Raw genomic sequence first — 17,936 nt, forward strand, 5'->3', positions numbered from 1 at the left:
AGCTATATACAACGCTTTCATAAGACATTAAAAAATAAAAGACACGGGAGCGTGTCTTTTATTTTTTAATCTTGAATAGTTGAACCTTCCGTGTCTTCAACACCAGAGTCTTCACCAATTCCGTGATGTTCACGAACAAAGAAGGCAATTTCTTCTCTTAAATCCGTATTCTCTTTTAAGAATTGCTTCGAATTTTCACGACCTTGTCCTAAGCGTTCTTCATTATAAGAGTACCAAGCACCGCTCTTTTGAACGATATCAAGTTCAGAAGCCATATCTAAGATTTCACCTTCTCTTGAAATACCTTCTCCGTACATAATATCAACTTCAGCAACACGGAATGGTGGTGCTACTTTATTTTTAACTACTTTTACTTTTGTTTTATTACCAACGATGTCATTACCTTGCTTTAATTGCTCAGCACGACGTACTTCAAGACGGACAGTTGAATAGAATTTCAACGCACGACCACCTGGAGTTGTTTCTGGCACTATCTATAGATTTTCCATCTCTATAGTCCGGACTATCTCTTCATCTCTTCACAGAGAGCCTTGCACTTCCAGCAGTAGCCTATCATCTGCCGTACCCTACTCAGTTAACTAAAAGTCCTTTTCGGTAGTCTCTACACCTTCCCCATATAACTATGGAGCTTGGCACGGTATTACCCTAACAAAATGGTGGGCTTCACCGTTAGCAACTATATGAATAGTTACACCCTTAGGCAATAAGGTTCACAAGGTTTTTTAACATGCTATCACTAGCAAGGGAAACCCAGAGTAAACTCCTTAATCTTTTCGATTAAGCAACTTGTAGTTGATTTCCGAACATAACCCCAACTTTTTCACGAATTTGGTTGATAAAGATTGCGATTGTTTTTGATTTATTAATTGCACCTGAAAGTTTACGAAGTGCTTGTGACATTAAACGTGCTTGTAAACCAACGTGAGAGTCACCCATGTCCCCTTCGATCTCAGCTTTCGGTACAAGAGCTGCTACAGAGTCAATTACGATAATATCAACCGCGCCACTTCGTACAAGTGCTTCTGCGATTTCTAGTCCTTGCTCCCCTGTATCAGGCTGCGATAATAGTAATTCATCGATGTTAACACCTAATTTTTGTGCATAAACAGGATCCATCGCATGCTCCGCATCGATAAATGCTGCTTGTCCACCTTGTCGTTGCACTTCCGCGATTGCGTGTAATGAAACTGTTGTTTTACCTGAACTTTCAGGTCCGTAAATTTCAATAATACGGCCACGTGGGTATCCGCCTACCCCTAGTGCCACATCCAGTGCTAAAGAACCGCTTGAAATTGTAGAAATTCTACGCTCCGCTTGTTCTCCTAATTTCATAATTGAACCTTTACCGAATTGCTTCTCTATTTGTTTTAACGCCATATCTAATGCCGCTTGACGATCACTCATTCAAAATTCCTCCTTAACTGAATTGCTAATCTTATTATACCTATTTTCAATTCAATTTGCCAACAAAAATCGAACATTTATTCGATTTTTTATTTTATATCGAATAAAACTAGATTTCCCCACAAAAAAACTAGAAGAAATTTATATCTCTTCTAGTTTTTTGTATAAATGATAAAATCCATATTTTGTAGAGCGTTCTCTAATTTGTTGACGACTTCCACTTAAATTAAGAGAGAAGACTTCAGTCGGTTCATCCTTAATCGCCAATCCAACAAATACTGTTCCTGGTTCTTTATACTCTGAACCGCCAGGTCCTGCCACCCCAGTAAAACTAATTCCGATATCTGCTTTTAATAATCCCTTAACATTTTCAGCAAGATAACGAGCACATTCTTTACTAACCGCACCACCCGTATGTAACACTTCTTCAGGCACATGTAAAACATGCTGCTTCACATCATTATGATAACAAATGACACCGCCTTTAAACACAGACGAAACACCCGCATTTTCTGTTACTTGATTTCCAAAGAGACCGCCTGTTAAACTTTCTGCACATGCTAAAGTTAACCCTTTTTGCTTCAATAACTCTATTGCCTTGTAATGAAGAAAATCTTGGTCATATCCGTAGAAAAATTCTCCTACTCTTTCTAAAATCAAATTTTCCACATGTTGAATTAGTTTCTCCGCCTCATTCGCATCATGATGTTTTGCAGTTAAACGTAATGTCACTTCTCCATCATTTGCGAGTGGTGCAATGGTCGGGTTCGTTTGTCCATCAATTAAATCTTGAACTTTTACCTCTAATTGAGATTCCCCAATACCGAAAAAGCGAAGAACGCGAGAATAAATATTTTCCCCTGTTGTAAAGTTACGTAAAAAAGGCTCTACGTAACTCACGTACATCGGCTTCATTTCTTTTGGTGGCCCTGGTAATAAAATATAAACTTTGCCGTTTTTATTTAACCCCATGCCAGGCGCCATACCGTGATCATTCGCAAATACAGTCGATCCACTTAGAACGAGCGCCTGCTTTTTATTATTTTCCGTAAATTCACGGCCTGTACGCTTAAAATAATCGCTTATGGATGTTAATGCTGTTTCATCATACACAAGCTCTTCACCTAAGCTAGACGCTATTGTTTCTTTCGTCAAATCGTCTTTTGTCGGCCCTAATCCGCCTGTAAAAATAAGCATATCAGCGCGCTCTTCAGCCACTTCAATTGCCTTTTGTAATCGCTTGTTATTATCACCCACAACAGTATGATAGTACACATTTATTCCAATTGAAGCTAACTTTTCAGATAAAAACTGGGCATTTGTATTTGCAATTTGTCCAAGTAACAATTCAGTTCCAACCGCAATAATCTCAGCATTCATCCCAATTCCCCCATAAAACTTCTATTTTGAGTTTACAAAAGCAGCCCTATTTTTCCAGAAATAATCCCATCCTGAAATAACAGTAAAGATTAATGCAATCCATATGAAAATATCAGCAACTGGAATATGGATTAAATTTAAAGGTACATCGTGTAATAAATACGCTGCAATCGCAATAATTTGTGTCCATGTCTTAATTTTCCCTAACTGATTTGCTGCCACTACTTCCCCTGTCCCAGCAAGTACAAGGCGTAAACCTGTTACTGCAAACTCACGGCTTATAATTACAATAACGATCCAAGCAGGTACATATTGCATTTCTACCAATGTGATAAGTGCTGCCGAAACAAGTAATTTATCTGCTAACGGGTCAAGAAATTTCCCTAAATTCGTTACAAGATTATACTTTCTTGCATAATGTCCATCAATCCAATCTGTAGCCGAAGCAATAATAAAGATAAGTGCCCCTACTAAATGTTGAATTGGTAACTCTACATCACCAATTATAAATGAGCCCCACTCAAAGGGTGCTAACATAATTACCATAAAAATCGGAATTAAGAAGATTCTAGATATTGTAATTTTATTTGGTAAATTCACAGCTATTCCTCCATCATATCAAAAACATTTGTTCATTGAAAAAAGTCATCGAAGCGATGACTGTTATTGTGCAGGTTGCCCTATCCCTTGGTTTTTTATCACCAATCTTTGGTGAAGTTCTTTTTCTGGATCCAATGGGAAAGCAACCACTTGACCATTCAGTTTAACTTCAACATTCATTGCATTTCCAATATTAAGTCGCACTTCTTTTACTGTTGATAAATCACGTTTTTCTATTTGGCCACCTTGTACTGTAGTGTTTAGAATTTCGTTCCCAGCATCATCTTTAACATCTACATAACTCGCACCTTTGCCCGATATTTCCAGTTCTAATGTTTTATTATTATGAATTTCCAAAGTAGATACCTTACCAGTTGTTCCAACTACCTTTATCTCTTGCTGTCCAGTTGGTTGTGCTGGTTGTTCCTCTTTCTTTGGTTCTTCTTTCTTTGGCTCTTCTTTTTTTGGTTCTTCCGCTTTCTCTTCATCTTTCTTCGTATCTAGCGGAGAATTTTTCGCTTTTTGAACTTCAATTTTCTCACTTTGAGCATTTGGAACTTGCCTATCATCTTTTCCAGTTAACGATTGAATAACAAACCAGACTACCACTCCAATTGCAATCACTAATAACGCAATCAAAATTTTCGGCATATGATCTGCAATTGGCCATGATGAAGATTTTTGCATTGTTTCTTGTGTTTTCTGTCCAGTTGATACTTGTGGAACATCGTGTTTTTCAGATTGTGGTATCGTACTCTGATATTCTACAAGCAGTTCCTCTCCATTTAATCCAACCGCATCTGCGTATTGTTTAATGAATGCACGCGCATAAAAAGCTCCTGGCAATACATCATAATTGCCTTCTTCAATCGCTACTAAATGGCGTTTTTGAATTTTTGTAATTTCATGCAGCTGATCAATAGACAAGCCTTTCGCTTCTCTTGCTTCTGTCAGCTTTTGTCCTAATTCCGTCACTACTAACACCTCAATATTTCTTTAAAAGTCAAACATAGAGAAATTATTTTGCGTACCTTGCTCAATTTCATCTACTAAATTATATTGAATTTCTTCATCATAATCGTTACGCAATTCGATAATATAATCAAAATCATCCAATGTGTATTCCGACTGAGTCACAAATACATCTGGATGTTCTACAACTTTCGTTGCAGGCAATCTCATGATTTCACGAACAAGCTGCCAATGTCTTTCATTTGCACGCTTTGTTGATACAATTCCATCTAGTATGAAAATATTATCGTCGCTATACTCATCTTCAATCAATTGGCTACGGACAGTTTGCTTAATAAGAGTCGATGATACGAATAGCCATCTCTTATTTGCACAAACACTTGCGGCAACAATGGATTCTGTTTTTCCGACACGAGGCATTCCTCGTATCCCAATTAGCTTATGACCTTCTTTTTTCATTATCTCCGCCATAAAGTCTACAAGTAAGCCTAATTCATCACGTACAAATCGAAATGTCTTCTTATCATCTGCATCTCGTTGTATGTACCTACCATGTCTAACTGCTAGCTTATCTCTAAGCTTTGGCGGACGATATTTCGTTACCGTTATATTATCCATCGTATTTAGAATTGATTCAAGTCTAGAGATTTGCTCTTGATTATCACACATAAGCAGAAGTCCACGTCGTGCATTATCTACACCATTAATTGTGACAATATTGATGCCAAGCATACCGATTAACGAAGAAACGTCACCAAGTAAGCCAGGTCGGTTTTTATGTATTTCATATTCAAAATACCATTCAATCATCCAAGATCACTCCCCCACGCTTACTTTACACCTACGTACTATATTATATGATTTCATCTTAATAGGGAAGCTAAATGTATAATCTATCCCGTGTAATTATTATACAAAAAAAATAGAGAGGAGAATCTCCTCTCTATTTTTACTTATGTTGTACAAACTTCACCATTAAATTTGCGATTGTATGTTGCTCTTGTTCATCAGCAACTTTCCAAAGCTCAGACAATAATTTTTCTTGATCGTTGCGCGCTTCTACTTCATTTGCTAAATAATCACCAACACGAAATGCCATATCTGATACTGCACCACCATCAAGGCCTTTTCCTCCCGCTTGTTCTAAACGTTCTCCTAAAAAGCTCTTCCACTGATCAAAATTATCTAACACTGACATGTTTAAGCACCTCACTATTGAGTAATAGAATCATGCTTAATTTGCACAATTTCTTGTTTTTTATGTAAGTATTTTTAACAATGCCAACCGCCATTGACTCCAATAACCTGCCCCGTAATATAAGAAGCTCCTGGCGAAACAAGGAAAGAGACTGTTTTTGCTACCTCTTCCGGTAGCCCTAGTCTACCTAATGGAATATCTTCAGCAATTTCATTTTTATCATCTGCTGAAAATACATTTAACATTTCTGTTTCGATTGCACCTGGCGCTACCGCATTAACACGTAATCCACTTAAAGAAACTTCTTTCGCTAAAGCTTTCACATATGAATTTTGCGCACCTTTTACCATTGAGTACAGCACCTCACAAGATGCTCCTATTTGCCCCCAAATGGATGAAATAACAATAACATTTCCACTTCTCCGCCCAATCATCGATGGAAGCGCCATCGAAAGAAGTCTATATACACTCTTCACTTGAAGCTCGACCATATAATCTAATTCTTCATTCGAAACATCTGTTACTAATCCAAAAATACTCTTTCCAGCTGCGTATACAATAACATCAATTGGATGTTCGATTTGCGCCCACAATTCCTCTGCTCCATCTCTAGAAGCTAAATTTGCTTGCACAGGAATCACTACATCAAATTCCTTCTGTAACTCCCTTACCTTCTCTTCGCTTTTATTGTAATGAATATAGACTGTATAACCATCCTCCATTAACTGCTTCGAAATAGCAGAGCCAATCCCTCCGCTCCCTCCAGTTACTAATGCATACTTTTTCATAAGTTCCCTCTCTTATCTTTTATGTATAAATAAATAATACCCTCATCTTACCATTTGGCAATAACCAAACGTTAGATGAGGGATATAGATACTGCGTTTTTTATTCAAATATCAATTTACTTTTTTGGCAGCACTTGGCAGACGCTCATTTTCTCTTCAATTAATAATGTTTTTGCTGCTTGTTGTAGGTCTTGAACAGTTAATCCTTCTAACACTGTAAGAGCATCAAATAAACTAGATTCATTAAACGCATATCGTGTAAACTGATTTGCAATATATTCAGGTGAATTCAATGATCGTAAAAATCCACCTATTTTCTTTTTCTTCACCCGTTCCAACGCAGCCTCATCTAACTGATCATAATTCGTTTGTAGTAAAATACCTTTTAATCGATCTGCCAATTCATCAGGTTGCTTCGTATCTCCACCAACCATTGCAAAACCGAAGTTATTTTCTTCTGTATAGTCATACGAGAACGAATCATCAATAAGACCTTCATTATATAAAGATTCATAATGAACTGACCCTTTTCCAAATAAATAATCTAAAAGTAATGTAAGCGCAATTTCTTGTTTTAAAAGAGCTTGCCCTTTTTCTTGTAAATTCGTTGCTTTAATACCAACTAAACATTTTGGAGTTTGAACAGGCATTAAAATAATCTTTTTCTTTTCATTTACTTCTTCTGGTTCCTCTTCAAAAGAACGAACGATTTCCGGTTGATTTTCGTAATCTTTTTTCGCTTGATTTTCACGAACTAAATCCATTGTTTTTTCAGGATCAATCGCTCCAACAACAAACAATAACATATTGCTTGGATGGTAAAAAGTCTCATAACACTCATACAATAGGTCTTTTGTAATTTTACTAATAGACTCGATTGTCCCTGCAATATCAATTTTAATTGGATGTTTCACAAACAAGCTATCGATTAATCCAAAATATAAACGCCAATCTGGATTATCTTGGTACATTTGAATTTCTTGGCCAATAATACCTTTTTCTTTTTCAACCGTTTTTTCTGAGAAATACGGTTCTTGAACAAAATTTAACAACGTATTTAAATTTTGTTCTACATTTGATGTACAAGAAAAGAGATAAGCAGTTCTCGTAAAGGACGTAAAAGCATTCGCTGAAGCACCTTGTTTACTAAACAATTGAAAGGCGTCATGGTCCTCCTTTTCGAACAATTTATGCTCAAGAAAATGAGCAATCCCATCTGGTACACGGGTCATTTCTTCTTTTCCAAGTGGGACAAACGTATTATCAACAGAACCGTACTTCGTCGTAAATGTCGCAAATGTTTTATTGAATCCTTGTTTCGGTAAAATGTATACGTCTAATCCATTCGGAAGTTTTTCATAATATAGTGTCTCTTTTAATTGCTCATACACAATTTTCTCCATTTACTCTCCCTCCGTTCCATGTAAAAAGTAAATTGTATCTAATTCAATATTATTAGCAACTTTCACAATTTCTTCTTTCGTCACGCCTTCTATACCTGTTAGCCACTCTTCAACTGGACGCGTACGCTCTGAAATAACGCCATGATAAAGCATTTCAACAAAACCACGTGGTGTATCAACAGCCTCTAAGATTTGATTTTGAATTACACTTTTCGTTTGTTGAATCTCTTCCTCTGAAAAATCACCGTTTTGCATTGCTTTCATCTGTTCTTTAATAATTTCAACCGCTTTTTCAAAGTTCTTCGCTTCAATTCCAGACATAACGAAGAGCAAACCTTTATGACTTTCAAATCTTGATGCTGCATAGTACGCTAAACTATTTTTTTCACGGACGTTTACGAATAACTTTGAATGAGAAAATCCCCCAAATAATCCGTTAAACAATTGTAGGGCAAAATAATCTTCATCTTTATACGTAATGAATGTGCGATAGCCGATATTTAATTTACTTTGCTTTAGTTCTTGTTTTTCAACAATTTCTTTCTCTTCATTATTTCGTTTATGAAGAAGTACATTTCTTTCTTTCCTAGCGCGAGGTGAAATCGAAAAATACTTATTTACAAGCTCCACAGCATCTTCTGAAATGTCACCAATGATATATAAATCCATTTCATCTTCAGCTAACACTTTTTGATAATATTGATACAAACTTTCATTTGTAATAGAAGCAACACTTTCTTTTTTCCCATTTGCACTTAAACGATATGGTTCTACTTTGCACATTTCTTCAATTAAACGCTCGTTTGCATAACGCATTTTATCATCATAAGTAGCTTCAATTCGTTGCAAGAGTGCTCGTTTCTCACTTTCTACAATAGCAGGTAGAAAACCTTCGCCTTCTGTTGCTGGATGCAAAACAATATTAGATAACATAGAAAGCGCCTTTTCAAATAACGGTGGTGCATCGCGTAAATATGTTTCATTTGCGATGTCTACATAAATAGAGATGATATGGTCTTCTCCTTTTTTACTTACATCTACCGCTAAAGAAGATCCATATAATTCTTCTAAATATTGGCGAAGACGAATTACAGAAGGCAGTTTTTCTGTCGCACTTTGTAATACGTATGGCAATAGGGCACGCTCTGTCACCGTCTCCTCATTTAAAGGTGCTTTAAAACGAAATACAAAGGTATTTGTTTTATATTTATCAGTCGGAATAATATGTACTCGCAAGCCACCTAATTCATGTAGTCGCTGTTCCATTAGTTTCATTAATAGCCCTCCTTTACGTATGTAGGAATATTCCTCTTCAATATACAGTTTTTAGAAATAAAAAATCAACTTTTCTTCCTTATTATGCTTACATTTGAGTCTTTCTAAAAACTTTAATATGTAAGGAACATAGTAAATTTCCGTATTAAATATATTCTATGTAAAAAAGCCCGCACTAATGTGCGAGCTTTTCTTATACTTTCTAAATACTCATCGTTTTCCTTTTTCATAAGGCGTTCCTAATGCTTTCGGAGCTTCAGATCGGCCGACAAAACCAACAAGTGCTAATATTGTGAATACATACGGTAATATCGTTAATAAAACACTTGGAATTTGGTCTAATACAGGAATTGTTCCACCGGTTACACTAAGAGACTGAGCAAAACCAAAGAATAGAGCTGCACCTAGTGCGCCTAGTGGATTCCACTTTCCAAAGATCATAGCAGCTAAAGCTAAGAAACCTTGTCCTGTAATAGTTGCCCCTGAGAAGTTATTAGAAATTGACATTGCAAAAATCGCCCCACCAATTCCAGCAAACACCCCTGATATACAAACGCCGATATAGCGCATTTTATATACGTTAATCCCCATCGTATCCGCTGCCATTGGGTGTTCACCAACAGCACGCAATCGAAGACCGAACGGTGTTTTATAAATAACATACCAAACAACAAATGCTAAAATAATCGCAATATACGACGTTATTGGTACATTTGAAAAGAATATTTTCCCTATAACTGGAATATCCGAAAGACCTGGAATATCAATCTTTTCAATACGGTACTGAATAAAGTCAGTCTGCCCTTTATCAAAGATCTTCTTAATTGCAAATACTGTTAAACCAAGAGATAAGAAGTTAATTGCTACACCACTTACAACTTGATCCGCTCGGAATGTAATAGATGCTACTGCATGAAGCAATGCAAATAACCCACTGCCAATTGCCGCAAATAATAACGCAATCCACGGAGTCATCGTTCCCCAAGTATCACCCATTAATAAGTTTGTAACAACTCCAATAAATGCACCAAATAGCATTAGTCCTTCTAATCCGATATTTACAACACCCGATCGTTCACTAAATACACCACCTAGTGCTGTGAAAATTATAGGTGCTGATGTATATAACGTACCCGTCACAAGAATGGCTAATATATCTAAAAAGCTCATTTATTTCCCCTCCTTGCTCATGCGTGTAAGCGCCCATCTTAACACATAACTACATGCAACAAAGAAGATGATACATGCAATAATTACGTTTATAAGCTCTGATGGCACATCTGCCTCAAAGTTCATTTGAGGGGAAGCACTTTTCAAACCACCAAATAATAAAGCTGAAAGGATAATGCCAAACGGATTATTTCCACCAAGTAACGCTACGGCAATCCCATCAAATCCTACCCCTGTAAACGAAGACATCGCTGTCATGCTTTGGAATGTTCCTAACCCTTCCATCGCTCCACCAATCCCTGCAAATGCACCAGCAATTGTCATGGAAAATACTACATTACGAGAAACTTTCATACCTGCATATTGAGAAGCATGTTGATTAAATCCTACCGACTTTAATTCATAACCTAAAGTTGTTCGATCTAATAAGAACCACATTAAAATAGCGATTAAAATTGCTACAATAATTCCCCAGTGAAGGCGTGAACCGTCAGTAATGGAAGCAAGCCAGTCTGAAGATAATGACGCACTCTCTTTAATGTCGTACGTTTTATCATTACCCTCGTGTAAGAAACGCTTAATAATGTCGTATGTTACATATAATGCGATATAGTTCATCATAATTGTTACAATAACTTCATTAACTTGAAACTTTCCCTTTAAATATCCAGGGATGAAACCCCAAATTCCGCCTACCAATGCTGCGAATAAAATAGATAATGGAATGTGAAGAACAGCTGGTAGTGAGACTGCATAACCGAACCAAACCGCTGCAAGCCAACCAACTAACAATTGACCCTCTACCCCGATATTAAATAAACCTGTACGAAATGCAAACGCCACCGATAAACCAGCAAGAATAAGCGGTATCATTGTACGAAGCGTTTCACCAATCGCACTTGGGCTACCAAACATTCCTGTCCAAAGTGCACTATAACCAACAATTGGGTCATAGCCACTAACTAGCATTACAATTGCTCCTACAAGTAAGCCGAAAATAACGGATAGTACTGGGACTAAAATATTTATCGTTCGTTCTGTTAAAAGTTTTTTAGCCATTTGTACCCACCTGCTCTTTCTTTGTTCCTCCAGCCATTAACAATCCAAGCTGTTGTTCATTCGTTTCTTTCGCATCAACAATTGCTACAATTTTCCCTTCATAAATAACAGCAATTCGATCGCTAACATTTAAGATTTCCTCTAACTCTAGTGATAAAAGTAATACACCTTTTCCTTTATCTCTTTGCTCTATTAATCTCTTATGAATAAATTCAATTGCCCCTACATCTAAGCCACGTGTTGGCTGTGCTGCAATTAATAAATCTGGATCACGGTCTACTTCACGTGCAATAATTGCTTTTTGCTGGTTTCCCCCAGATAGTGCACGAGCTAACGTTTGCTCACTAGGTGTACGTACATCAAACTGTTCAATAAGTGCCTTTGCTTTTTCTGTAATTTTACTGAAATTTAAAATCCCTTTCTTTGAAAACGGATTTTTATAGTACGTTTGCAAAACTATATTATCTCTAACAGAAAAATCAAGAACGAGTCCGTGTTTATGACGATCTTCTGGAATATGACCAATTCCTTCTTCTGTGATTCTTCGAACAGGCCAATTCGTTATTTCTTTCCCTCTAATTGCAATAGAACCTGACTCAACTTTTCGTAAACCAGTAATTGCTTCTATTAATTCACTTTGTCCGTTTCCATCAATCCCTGCAATCCCAACAATTTCCCCCGCACGAACAGTTAAGTCAAGGCCTTTTACAGCAGGTAGTTGACGCGCATCGTGAACAACAAGGTTTGCAATTGAAAGTACCTCTTCTTTTGGCTTCGCGTCTATTTTTTCTGTTTTAAAATTCACTTGACGTCCGACCATTAATTCTGCAAGTTTATTTTCATCCGTATTTGCAACGTCAACCGTTCCAATCCCTTTTCCTTTACGAATAATCGTACAACGATCGCAAACTTCCATAATTTCTTTCAACTTATGTGTAATAAGAATAATAGATTTACCTTCTTGCACAAGCTTTTTCATAATTTGAATTAGCTCATGAATTTCTTGTGGTGTTAACACAGCTGTCGGTTCATCAAATATTAAAATTTCTGCCCCGCGGTAAAGTGTTTTTAAAATTTCAACACGCTGTTGCATACCGACAGAAATATCTTGTATTTTTGCATATGGATCTACAGCTAAACCGTATTGTTCAGACAGTTTTTGAATTTCTTTAGCAGCTTCCTCCACAGCAATTTTCCCTTTTTTCTTCGGTTCGTTTCCGAGAATAATATTCTCTGTAACTGTAAAATTATGAACAAGCATAAAGTGCTGATGGACCATTCCAATACCAAGGTCATTTGCTATATTCGGATTTGTAATTTTTACAGGTTTTCCTTTAATTTTAATTTCGCCTTGTTCTGGCTGGTACAAACCAAATAGTACATTCATCAATGTGGATTTCCCTGCACCATTTTCTCCAAGTAAAGCATGTATTTCTCCCTGCTTTACTTGCAGCGTAATATCATCATTCGCTACAATGCCTGGGAATACTTTCGTAATATTATTCATCTCAATTACGTATTCCATTGTGTTCCTCCTTTTAACAGGGAACATTCCCCTATTACACTATTAACTTATTAAGCAATTCGGAAGTTTTATACATACAAAGGTTAGTTCTATGAACTAACCTTTGCTATTTCTCTATTTATTTTTTTAGAGAAGCTTCATATTCTTTATACTCTTTATCTGTAGCTGGTACTTTAATTGCACCATCTGTAATTTTCTTTTCAAACTCTTCTACTTTTGTTAGAATTTCAGGGTTAACTTTTTTCACGTTGTCAGTTGTTTTTGCAATACCAACGCCGTCATCTTTTAAGCCAAACGCTTCTACTTTACCGCCTTTTAATTTACCGTCTTTCGCTTCTTGTGCTACTTTTTCAACAGCGATATCTACACGTTTTACCATTGAAGTTAATGTTACGTTTTCAGGCATACCTTCTTGGTTTTGGTCACGGTCAACACCGATTACCCAAACGTTTTCACCTTTTTTCTTACGGTTTTTCGCTTCAGTGAACACACCGTTACCTGTACCACCAGCAGCATGATAAATTACATCTACGCCTTGACCATACATTGCTGAAGCAAGAACTGTACCTTTTTCAGGTTTATCAAATGCTTCTGCATATTCAGATACGATTTCAATATTTGGATTTACTGCCTTTGCACCTGCTTTAAATCCATTTTCGAATTTACTAATTAAATCACTCTTCATTCCACCAACAAATCCTACTTTATTCGTTTTTGTTGACATAGCTGCTACTGCACCTACAAGGAATGATCCTTCATGATCTTTAAATGTAATGCTTGTTACGTTTGGTGCATCTACAACAGTATCAACGATTGCGAATTGTTGTTTTGGAGTTTCTTTTGCAACTTCTTTAATTGCACCTTCTAATTTATAACCAATTCCGAAAGTTAAATCATATTTATCTTTTGAGAACTTTTTCAAATTCGGAATATAATCAGCTTCTTTTTCAGACTGTAGATAACGATAATTTGTCTTTTCTTTTAATCCATTCTCTTTACCAAAATTTTGTAATCCTTCCCAAGAAGATTGGTTAAATGACTTATCATCAACGCCCCCAACGTCTGTTACCAAACCAACTTTGAAGTCTTTATTGTCTTTCGTGTCTTTCTTGTCACTGCTCGCCTTATCCGAGTTACCACATGCACCTAACACTGTACTTGCTGCTAACGTTAACGATAATAAAAGACCTGTTTTTTTCTTCATACTAGAAACCCCTCCTGAAATGTTTTGTCTAATGATTCATACGCTGCTGTCCCTTACTTCTTGCTGTCACCTCCCTAAAAAGGAACTTCCCTACATACGTTTTCTTAATACGTGGAAGCTAAACTTATCAGCTCTAAAGTAATTAATAGAATATAAGATTGGCTCATCATTTTGATCATAGTGCATTTGTTTTAAAACTAGCAGTGCCGTTTCAGGTTCACATTCTAAAATCGGTGAAATTTTCGGGTGATAACCAATCGGTTCAATATGAGCAACTGCGTACGTGATACGCTTATGCGTATTATTATGTATAACTGTAAGCAGCGATTCCTCATTGTACCCCGATAAATCTGGTAATATCTCTTTCGCTAGTTTATCAATGCAATATACAACTGGTTCCCCATCCGCTGTACGAACACGCTCAATCATTACCGCACTAAATCCATCTTCACAATTAAACTTCTCTTTTTCTTCTTCTGTTAAAGTTGTTGTAGATGATGATAAAAAGATTGTTCCTGGTGTTTTCCCCACACTAGAAATCATATCTGTAATACTAGAAAGTTGCTCTATTCCAGAAGAAAATAACGGCTTCGCATTTACAAACGTCCCTACACCATGTCTACGAATAACAACATTTTCTTCTTCTAAAATACGTAGTGCTTCCCTTAAAGTTGCCCTACTTACACCAAGCTCTTTCGCTAGATCAAACTCTGAAGGTAACTTTTGCTTTTCTTTATAAGCCCCATCTTTAATTTTTCCTTTGATGTGATCAATCACCCGCAAATATAGGTGACGACTATCGGATTTTACTGACATAAGACTCCCCCGCATTTCAATTATTCGACCTCTGATGTAAGACTTCTTTTCTCTTTTTTCAACTTACAACACAGCATAATTACTAAATACTAAAAATAAGTGTAATTATCGAACAAATATTAATAATTTTTCAAGATGAAATTTTCACTCTTTATTCTATAAAAAAAACTTTGCACCATAAACATTCCTCATATCGAGAAAAAGTTCGGCACAAAGATCCCTTACATCCTTTGTTACACACTTTTCCCCCATAGTCTAGCAATTCATGGTTGCCAGGTAGAAACTTATGGACCTTATCTCCAAGATTATATGAGGCAGTGATTCTTTTCGAAGTAATCTTACCACTTGCTCCCATATGTGTCAACAGAATTCAACATTTTTCTACATTAAATATCGAACGTTTCGAAAATCAAAACAATAAGCATTCGTATTCTAAAGAGTACCTCGTTATGTAAGCCCTTTCTTTTATGTTGACTATAGTATATAACAAAAACAGCATATAAAAAAGCCTAATTGTAAAAACAATTAGGCTTTTTTTCAAGAACTTTTTTCTTGCACATCTTTAATGAGTACTTCTCTCGGTTTACTACCTTCATAAGGACCTACTACACCATTCATTTCCATGGCATCGATTAAACGAGCCGCTCGCGTATATCCTACTCTAAATCTACGTTGTAACATAGACACAGATGCTGTTTGCATTTCTACTACAAGCTGAATCGCTTCATCGTATAATTCATCTTCTACTTCCTGCTTTGTTTCAGGAATATCTTGCGGAATCATATCCTCTTGATATTGCGCTTTTTGTTGCGCAATAACAGATTCTACGACTCTCTCAACTTCATCATCTGATAAAAACGCCCCTTGTACACGAACAGGTTTCGATGCACCAATTGGTATGAACAACATATCTCCACGACCTAGTAGCTTCTCTGCGCCACCACCGTCAAGAATTGTACGCGAATCCGTTTGCGAAGATACAGCAAATGCAATACGCGATGGAATATTCGCTTTAATAACACCCGTGATAACATCAACTGATGGGCGCTGAGTCGCAATAATTAAATGAATACCAGCAGCACGTGCCATTTGTGCTAAACGCATAATTGCATCTTCTACATCCGATGAAGCAACCATCATTAAATCAGCTAACTCGTCCACAATCACTACAATATATGGTAATTCAGGTTGTTTCGCTTCCGATTGACTATTGTGTTCTTTAATATAATCATTATATCCTTCAATGTTACGTGTGCCACTATGAGCAAATAATTCATAACGACGCTCCATTTCACTCACAACTTTCTTCAAAGCCTGTGACGCTTTTTTCGGATCAGTTACAACTGGTGTTAATAAATGCGGAACACCGTTATATACATTTAACTCTACCATTTTCGGATCAATCATCATTAATTTTACTTCATGTGGTTTCGCACGCATTAAAATACTTACAATAATTCCATTAATACATACACTCTTCCCACTACCAGTCGCACCAGCTACTAATAAATGGGGCATTTTATTTAAACGTGCCAATACAGCCTCTCCTGTAATATCACGTCCAAGACCAATTAATAACTTCTCTTCTGGGTGGTTATTCGCCTTTGAATCAAGAACTTCTCTAAGCGTTACCATAGAAACTTCTGAATTCGGAACCTCAATCCCAACAGCTGATTTCCCGGGAATAGGTGCTTCAATACGAATGTCTTTCGCTGCTAAAGCAAGCGCTAAATCATCACTTAAACTAACAATTTTACTTACCTTTACTCCCATATCAGGATACACTTCATACTTCGTAACTGCAGGACCTCTATGTACTTTTGTTACTTTCGCTTTCACACCAAAACTTTGGAATGTACGTTCCAATTTACGAGCATTTTCATAAATTTCCGCATTTTCATTTGTAACTTGCTTATTTTGGGGAAACTTTAATATATCAAGCGAAGGAAGCTTATAATCTTTATTTTCCACATTAGAAAATTGCATAGGAGGTGCTTTCGTTTCGCCTTCTAGCGATTCAACTATTTTTTCTCCTCGTTTCTTTTGAGGTTGTTCTTCTCGCGTAGGCGGAACTGCCTCTTCAATAAACGGAGAAGTGATTAAATCATTTTCTTCTATTTGCTTTTCCGTCTCTTCGCTTACTGGATAATTCTCAGTAAAATTTGAAATAATTGGCGGACCAATTTCTATCTCTTCTACTGGCTCAATAGCTTCTTCTTGTTCAGCAACACGTTCACGCCTCTTGCTTCTTGTTGTTTTTTTCTTTTCAGTTTGCTCAGCGACCCTTTGAGATTTCCAATCTTTATAATCCCCTTGCATTACTTGAAATTGACTTCTAAGAATTCTCCCTACCGGAGCAAGTACTTCTCCAATATGCTTATTTGTTATACAAAGTATTCCAAGAATAACTAAAATAATTCCAATGATATATGCCCCTACTTCGTCAAATAAGAAGTAGCACGTTGCGAACATAAGTGCACCGAACATACCACCACCTAAATGAACACTATCCGGGCCCTTTTTCATTTCAAGGAAGAAGTAATCTTTTGTACTAACAATTACAGAAGTATTTTGCACAGCTCCATCTTTCGTAAGAAGGTTAAATAATGTAATATGACTAAACATTAATATTGCTAGTACAATTAAATAAACACCTATTAGCCGTTTATTTAAAAGGTTTGGCCATCCACGCTTTATTACAAACGCAACAGATAAAGCTATTACACCTAACACACCAATTATGTACCACTCACCAAAGAAGAAGCGAAAAAATAACACAAACGATTTCCCTACAACACCTAGCTGTAAAATCGTAATAATCGAAAGTGCAAAAAGAGTCAACCCGACGATTTCATAATACAAAGTTGGCTTTATCGTACGTCTTGCCTTAGCCTTCGTCCCTCTTTGCTTTTGTTTTGCCATTTCTTCACCTCGTGTTCTAAAAATTAAGTACAACTTCCTAAAAAAGCTCTACTTATATGTCTTTCTCTCTATTTTCTGGTCTTTATATCTTCTATTTTTACACTTCTTGTAAAATGTTAAATAAACAGAAGAAAGCAGCCTACTCATGGCTGCTCAACCGTCTTGTTTTTTATATTATACCATAGCTCCTAAACAAAAT

At 36.5% G+C, this 17,936-nt stretch carries 14 protein-coding genes, 2 pseudogenes and 1 riboswitch; all 16 genes and pseudogenes read right to left on the minus strand.

Features of this window, described 5'->3' with window-relative positions; translation table 11 throughout:
- Positions 1 to 65: 65 nt before the first annotated feature.
- Positions 66 to 488 (minus strand): annotated as a pseudogene (locus tag BAQ49_RS19865) (recombinase RecA family protein); the annotation flags it as partial.
- Between the two features lie 328 nt (positions 489 to 816).
- Positions 817 to 1,425, minus strand: a pseudogene (gene recA, locus BAQ49_RS19870) (recombinase RecA); the annotation flags it as partial.
- Positions 1,426 to 1,566: 141 nt separating this feature from the next.
- Complete coding sequence (locus BAQ49_RS19875; RefSeq protein WP_071746756.1) at positions 1,567 to 2,805, minus strand: competence/damage-inducible protein A; 1,239 nt, start codon at positions 2,803 to 2,805, stop codon at positions 1,567 to 1,569.
- A gap of 21 nt (positions 2,806 to 2,826) precedes the next feature.
- Entirely contained in the window at positions 2,827 to 3,405 is a 579-nt protein-coding gene (pgsA, locus tag BAQ49_RS19880; protein ID WP_071746757.1) for a CDP-diacylglycerol--glycerol-3-phosphate 3-phosphatidyltransferase, read from the minus strand.
- A 63-nt stretch (positions 3,406 to 3,468) separates the two neighbouring features.
- Entirely contained in the window at positions 3,469 to 4,380 is a 912-nt protein-coding gene (locus BAQ49_RS19885; protein ID WP_071746758.1) for a helix-turn-helix domain-containing protein, read from the minus strand.
- Between the two features lie 21 nt (positions 4,381 to 4,401).
- Positions 4,402 to 5,187: a DUF3388 domain-containing protein gene (locus tag BAQ49_RS19890; protein WP_071746759.1), complete on the minus strand. Its 786-nt coding sequence runs from the start codon at positions 5,185 to 5,187 to the stop codon at positions 4,402 to 4,404.
- A gap of 139 nt (positions 5,188 to 5,326) precedes the next feature.
- Positions 5,327 to 5,575, minus strand: a complete 249-nt coding sequence (locus tag BAQ49_RS19895) for a DUF3243 domain-containing protein (protein ID WP_000114449.1) — start codon at positions 5,573 to 5,575, stop codon at positions 5,327 to 5,329.
- A gap of 74 nt (positions 5,576 to 5,649) precedes the next feature.
- Positions 5,650 to 6,363 carry an elongation factor P 5-aminopentanone reductase gene (gene ymfI, locus BAQ49_RS19900; RefSeq protein WP_071746760.1) on the minus strand — a complete coding sequence of 238 codons (714 nt, stop codon included), beginning with the start codon at positions 6,361 to 6,363 and terminating at the stop codon, positions 5,650 to 5,652.
- A gap of 116 nt (positions 6,364 to 6,479) precedes the next feature.
- A complete protein-coding gene (gene yfmH, locus BAQ49_RS19905) occupies positions 6,480 to 7,766 on the minus strand; it encodes an EF-P 5-aminopentanol modification-associated protein YfmH (protein ID WP_071746761.1) in 1,287 nt (428 codons plus the stop codon).
- Positions 7,767 to 9,041 carry an EF-P 5-aminopentanol modification-associated protein YfmF gene (gene yfmF / locus BAQ49_RS19910; RefSeq protein WP_071746762.1) on the minus strand — a complete coding sequence of 425 codons (1,275 nt, stop codon included), beginning with the start codon at positions 9,039 to 9,041 and terminating at the stop codon, positions 7,767 to 7,769.
- Between the two features lie 210 nt (positions 9,042 to 9,251).
- Positions 9,252 to 10,211, minus strand: a complete 960-nt coding sequence (locus BAQ49_RS19915; RefSeq protein WP_000008852.1) for an ABC transporter permease — start codon at positions 10,209 to 10,211, stop codon at positions 9,252 to 9,254.
- Positions 10,212 to 11,270, minus strand: coding sequence for an ABC transporter permease (locus BAQ49_RS19920; protein ID WP_001085263.1), 1,059 nt, complete (start codon positions 11,268 to 11,270; stop codon positions 10,212 to 10,214). It abuts the gene before it with no gap.
- On the minus strand, positions 11,263 to 12,795 hold the full coding sequence (locus BAQ49_RS19925; protein WP_071746763.1) for an ABC transporter ATP-binding protein: 1,533 nt from the start codon (positions 12,793 to 12,795) through the stop codon (positions 11,263 to 11,265). The genes BAQ49_RS19920 and BAQ49_RS19925 overlap by 8 nt, the downstream gene beginning before the upstream one ends.
- Before the next feature lie 118 nt (positions 12,796 to 12,913).
- Positions 12,914 to 13,999, minus strand: coding sequence for a BMP family lipoprotein (locus BAQ49_RS19930; RefSeq protein ID WP_071746764.1), 1,086 nt, complete (start codon positions 13,997 to 13,999; stop codon positions 12,914 to 12,916).
- Positions 14,000 to 14,089: 90 nt separating this feature from the next.
- Complete coding sequence (locus BAQ49_RS19935) at positions 14,090 to 14,815, minus strand: GntR family transcriptional regulator (protein WP_002121705.1); 726 nt, start codon at positions 14,813 to 14,815, stop codon at positions 14,090 to 14,092.
- A 231-nt stretch (positions 14,816 to 15,046) separates the two neighbouring features.
- Positions 15,047 to 15,148: riboswitch (purine riboswitch) on the minus strand.
- Positions 15,149 to 15,352: 204 nt separating this feature from the next.
- Positions 15,353 to 17,737, minus strand: coding sequence for a DNA translocase FtsK (locus BAQ49_RS19940; RefSeq protein ID WP_071746765.1), 2,385 nt, complete (start codon positions 17,735 to 17,737; stop codon positions 15,353 to 15,355).
- Positions 17,738 to 17,936 lie beyond the last annotated feature (199 nt).

The organism is Bacillus proteolyticus, from assembly GCF_001884065.1.
In the GTDB taxonomy this organism is placed as follows: Bacteria; Bacillota; Bacilli; order Bacillales; family Bacillaceae_G; genus Bacillus_A; species Bacillus_A proteolyticus.

Bases quoted from the DNA above. Each gene is read 5' to 3' on its own strand.
- BAQ49_RS19890 (WP_071746759.1), bottom strand. From the start codon at position 5,187: ATGATTGAATGGTATTTTGAATATGAAATACATAAAAACCGACCTGGC.
- ymfI (WP_071746760.1), bottom strand. From the start codon at position 6,363: ATGAAAAAGTATGCATTAGTAACTGGAGGGAGCGGAGGGATTGGCTCT.
- BAQ49_RS19915 (WP_000008852.1), bottom strand. From the start codon at position 10,211: ATGAGCTTTTTAGATATATTAGCCATTCTTGTGACGGGTACGTTATAT.
- yfmF (WP_071746762.1), bottom strand. From the start codon at position 9,041: ATGAAACTAATGGAACAGCGACTACATGAATTAGGTGGCTTGCGAGTA.
- BAQ49_RS19925 (WP_071746763.1), bottom strand. From the start codon at position 12,795: ATGGAATACGTAATTGAGATGAATAATATTACGAAAGTATTCCCAGGC.
- BAQ49_RS19935 (WP_002121705.1), bottom strand. From the start codon at position 14,815: ATGTCAGTAAAATCCGATAGTCGTCACCTATATTTGCGGGTGATTGAT.
- BAQ49_RS19895 (WP_000114449.1), bottom strand. From the start codon at position 5,575: ATGTCAGTGTTAGATAATTTTGATCAGTGGAAGAGCTTTTTAGGAGAA.
- BAQ49_RS19875 (WP_071746756.1), bottom strand. From the start codon at position 2,805: ATGAATGCTGAGATTATTGCGGTTGGAACTGAATTGTTACTTGGACAA.
- BAQ49_RS19940 (WP_071746765.1), bottom strand. From the start codon at position 17,737: ATGGCAAAACAAAAGCAAAGAGGGACGAAGGCTAAGGCAAGACGTACG.
- BAQ49_RS19930 (WP_071746764.1), bottom strand. From the start codon at position 13,999: ATGAAGAAAAAAACAGGTCTTTTATTATCGTTAACGTTAGCAGCAAGT.
- BAQ49_RS19920 (WP_001085263.1), bottom strand. From the start codon at position 11,270: ATGGCTAAAAAACTTTTAACAGAACGAACGATAAATATTTTAGTCCCA.
- yfmH (WP_071746761.1), bottom strand. From the start codon at position 7,766: ATGGAGAAAATTGTGTATGAGCAATTAAAAGAGACACTATATTATGAA.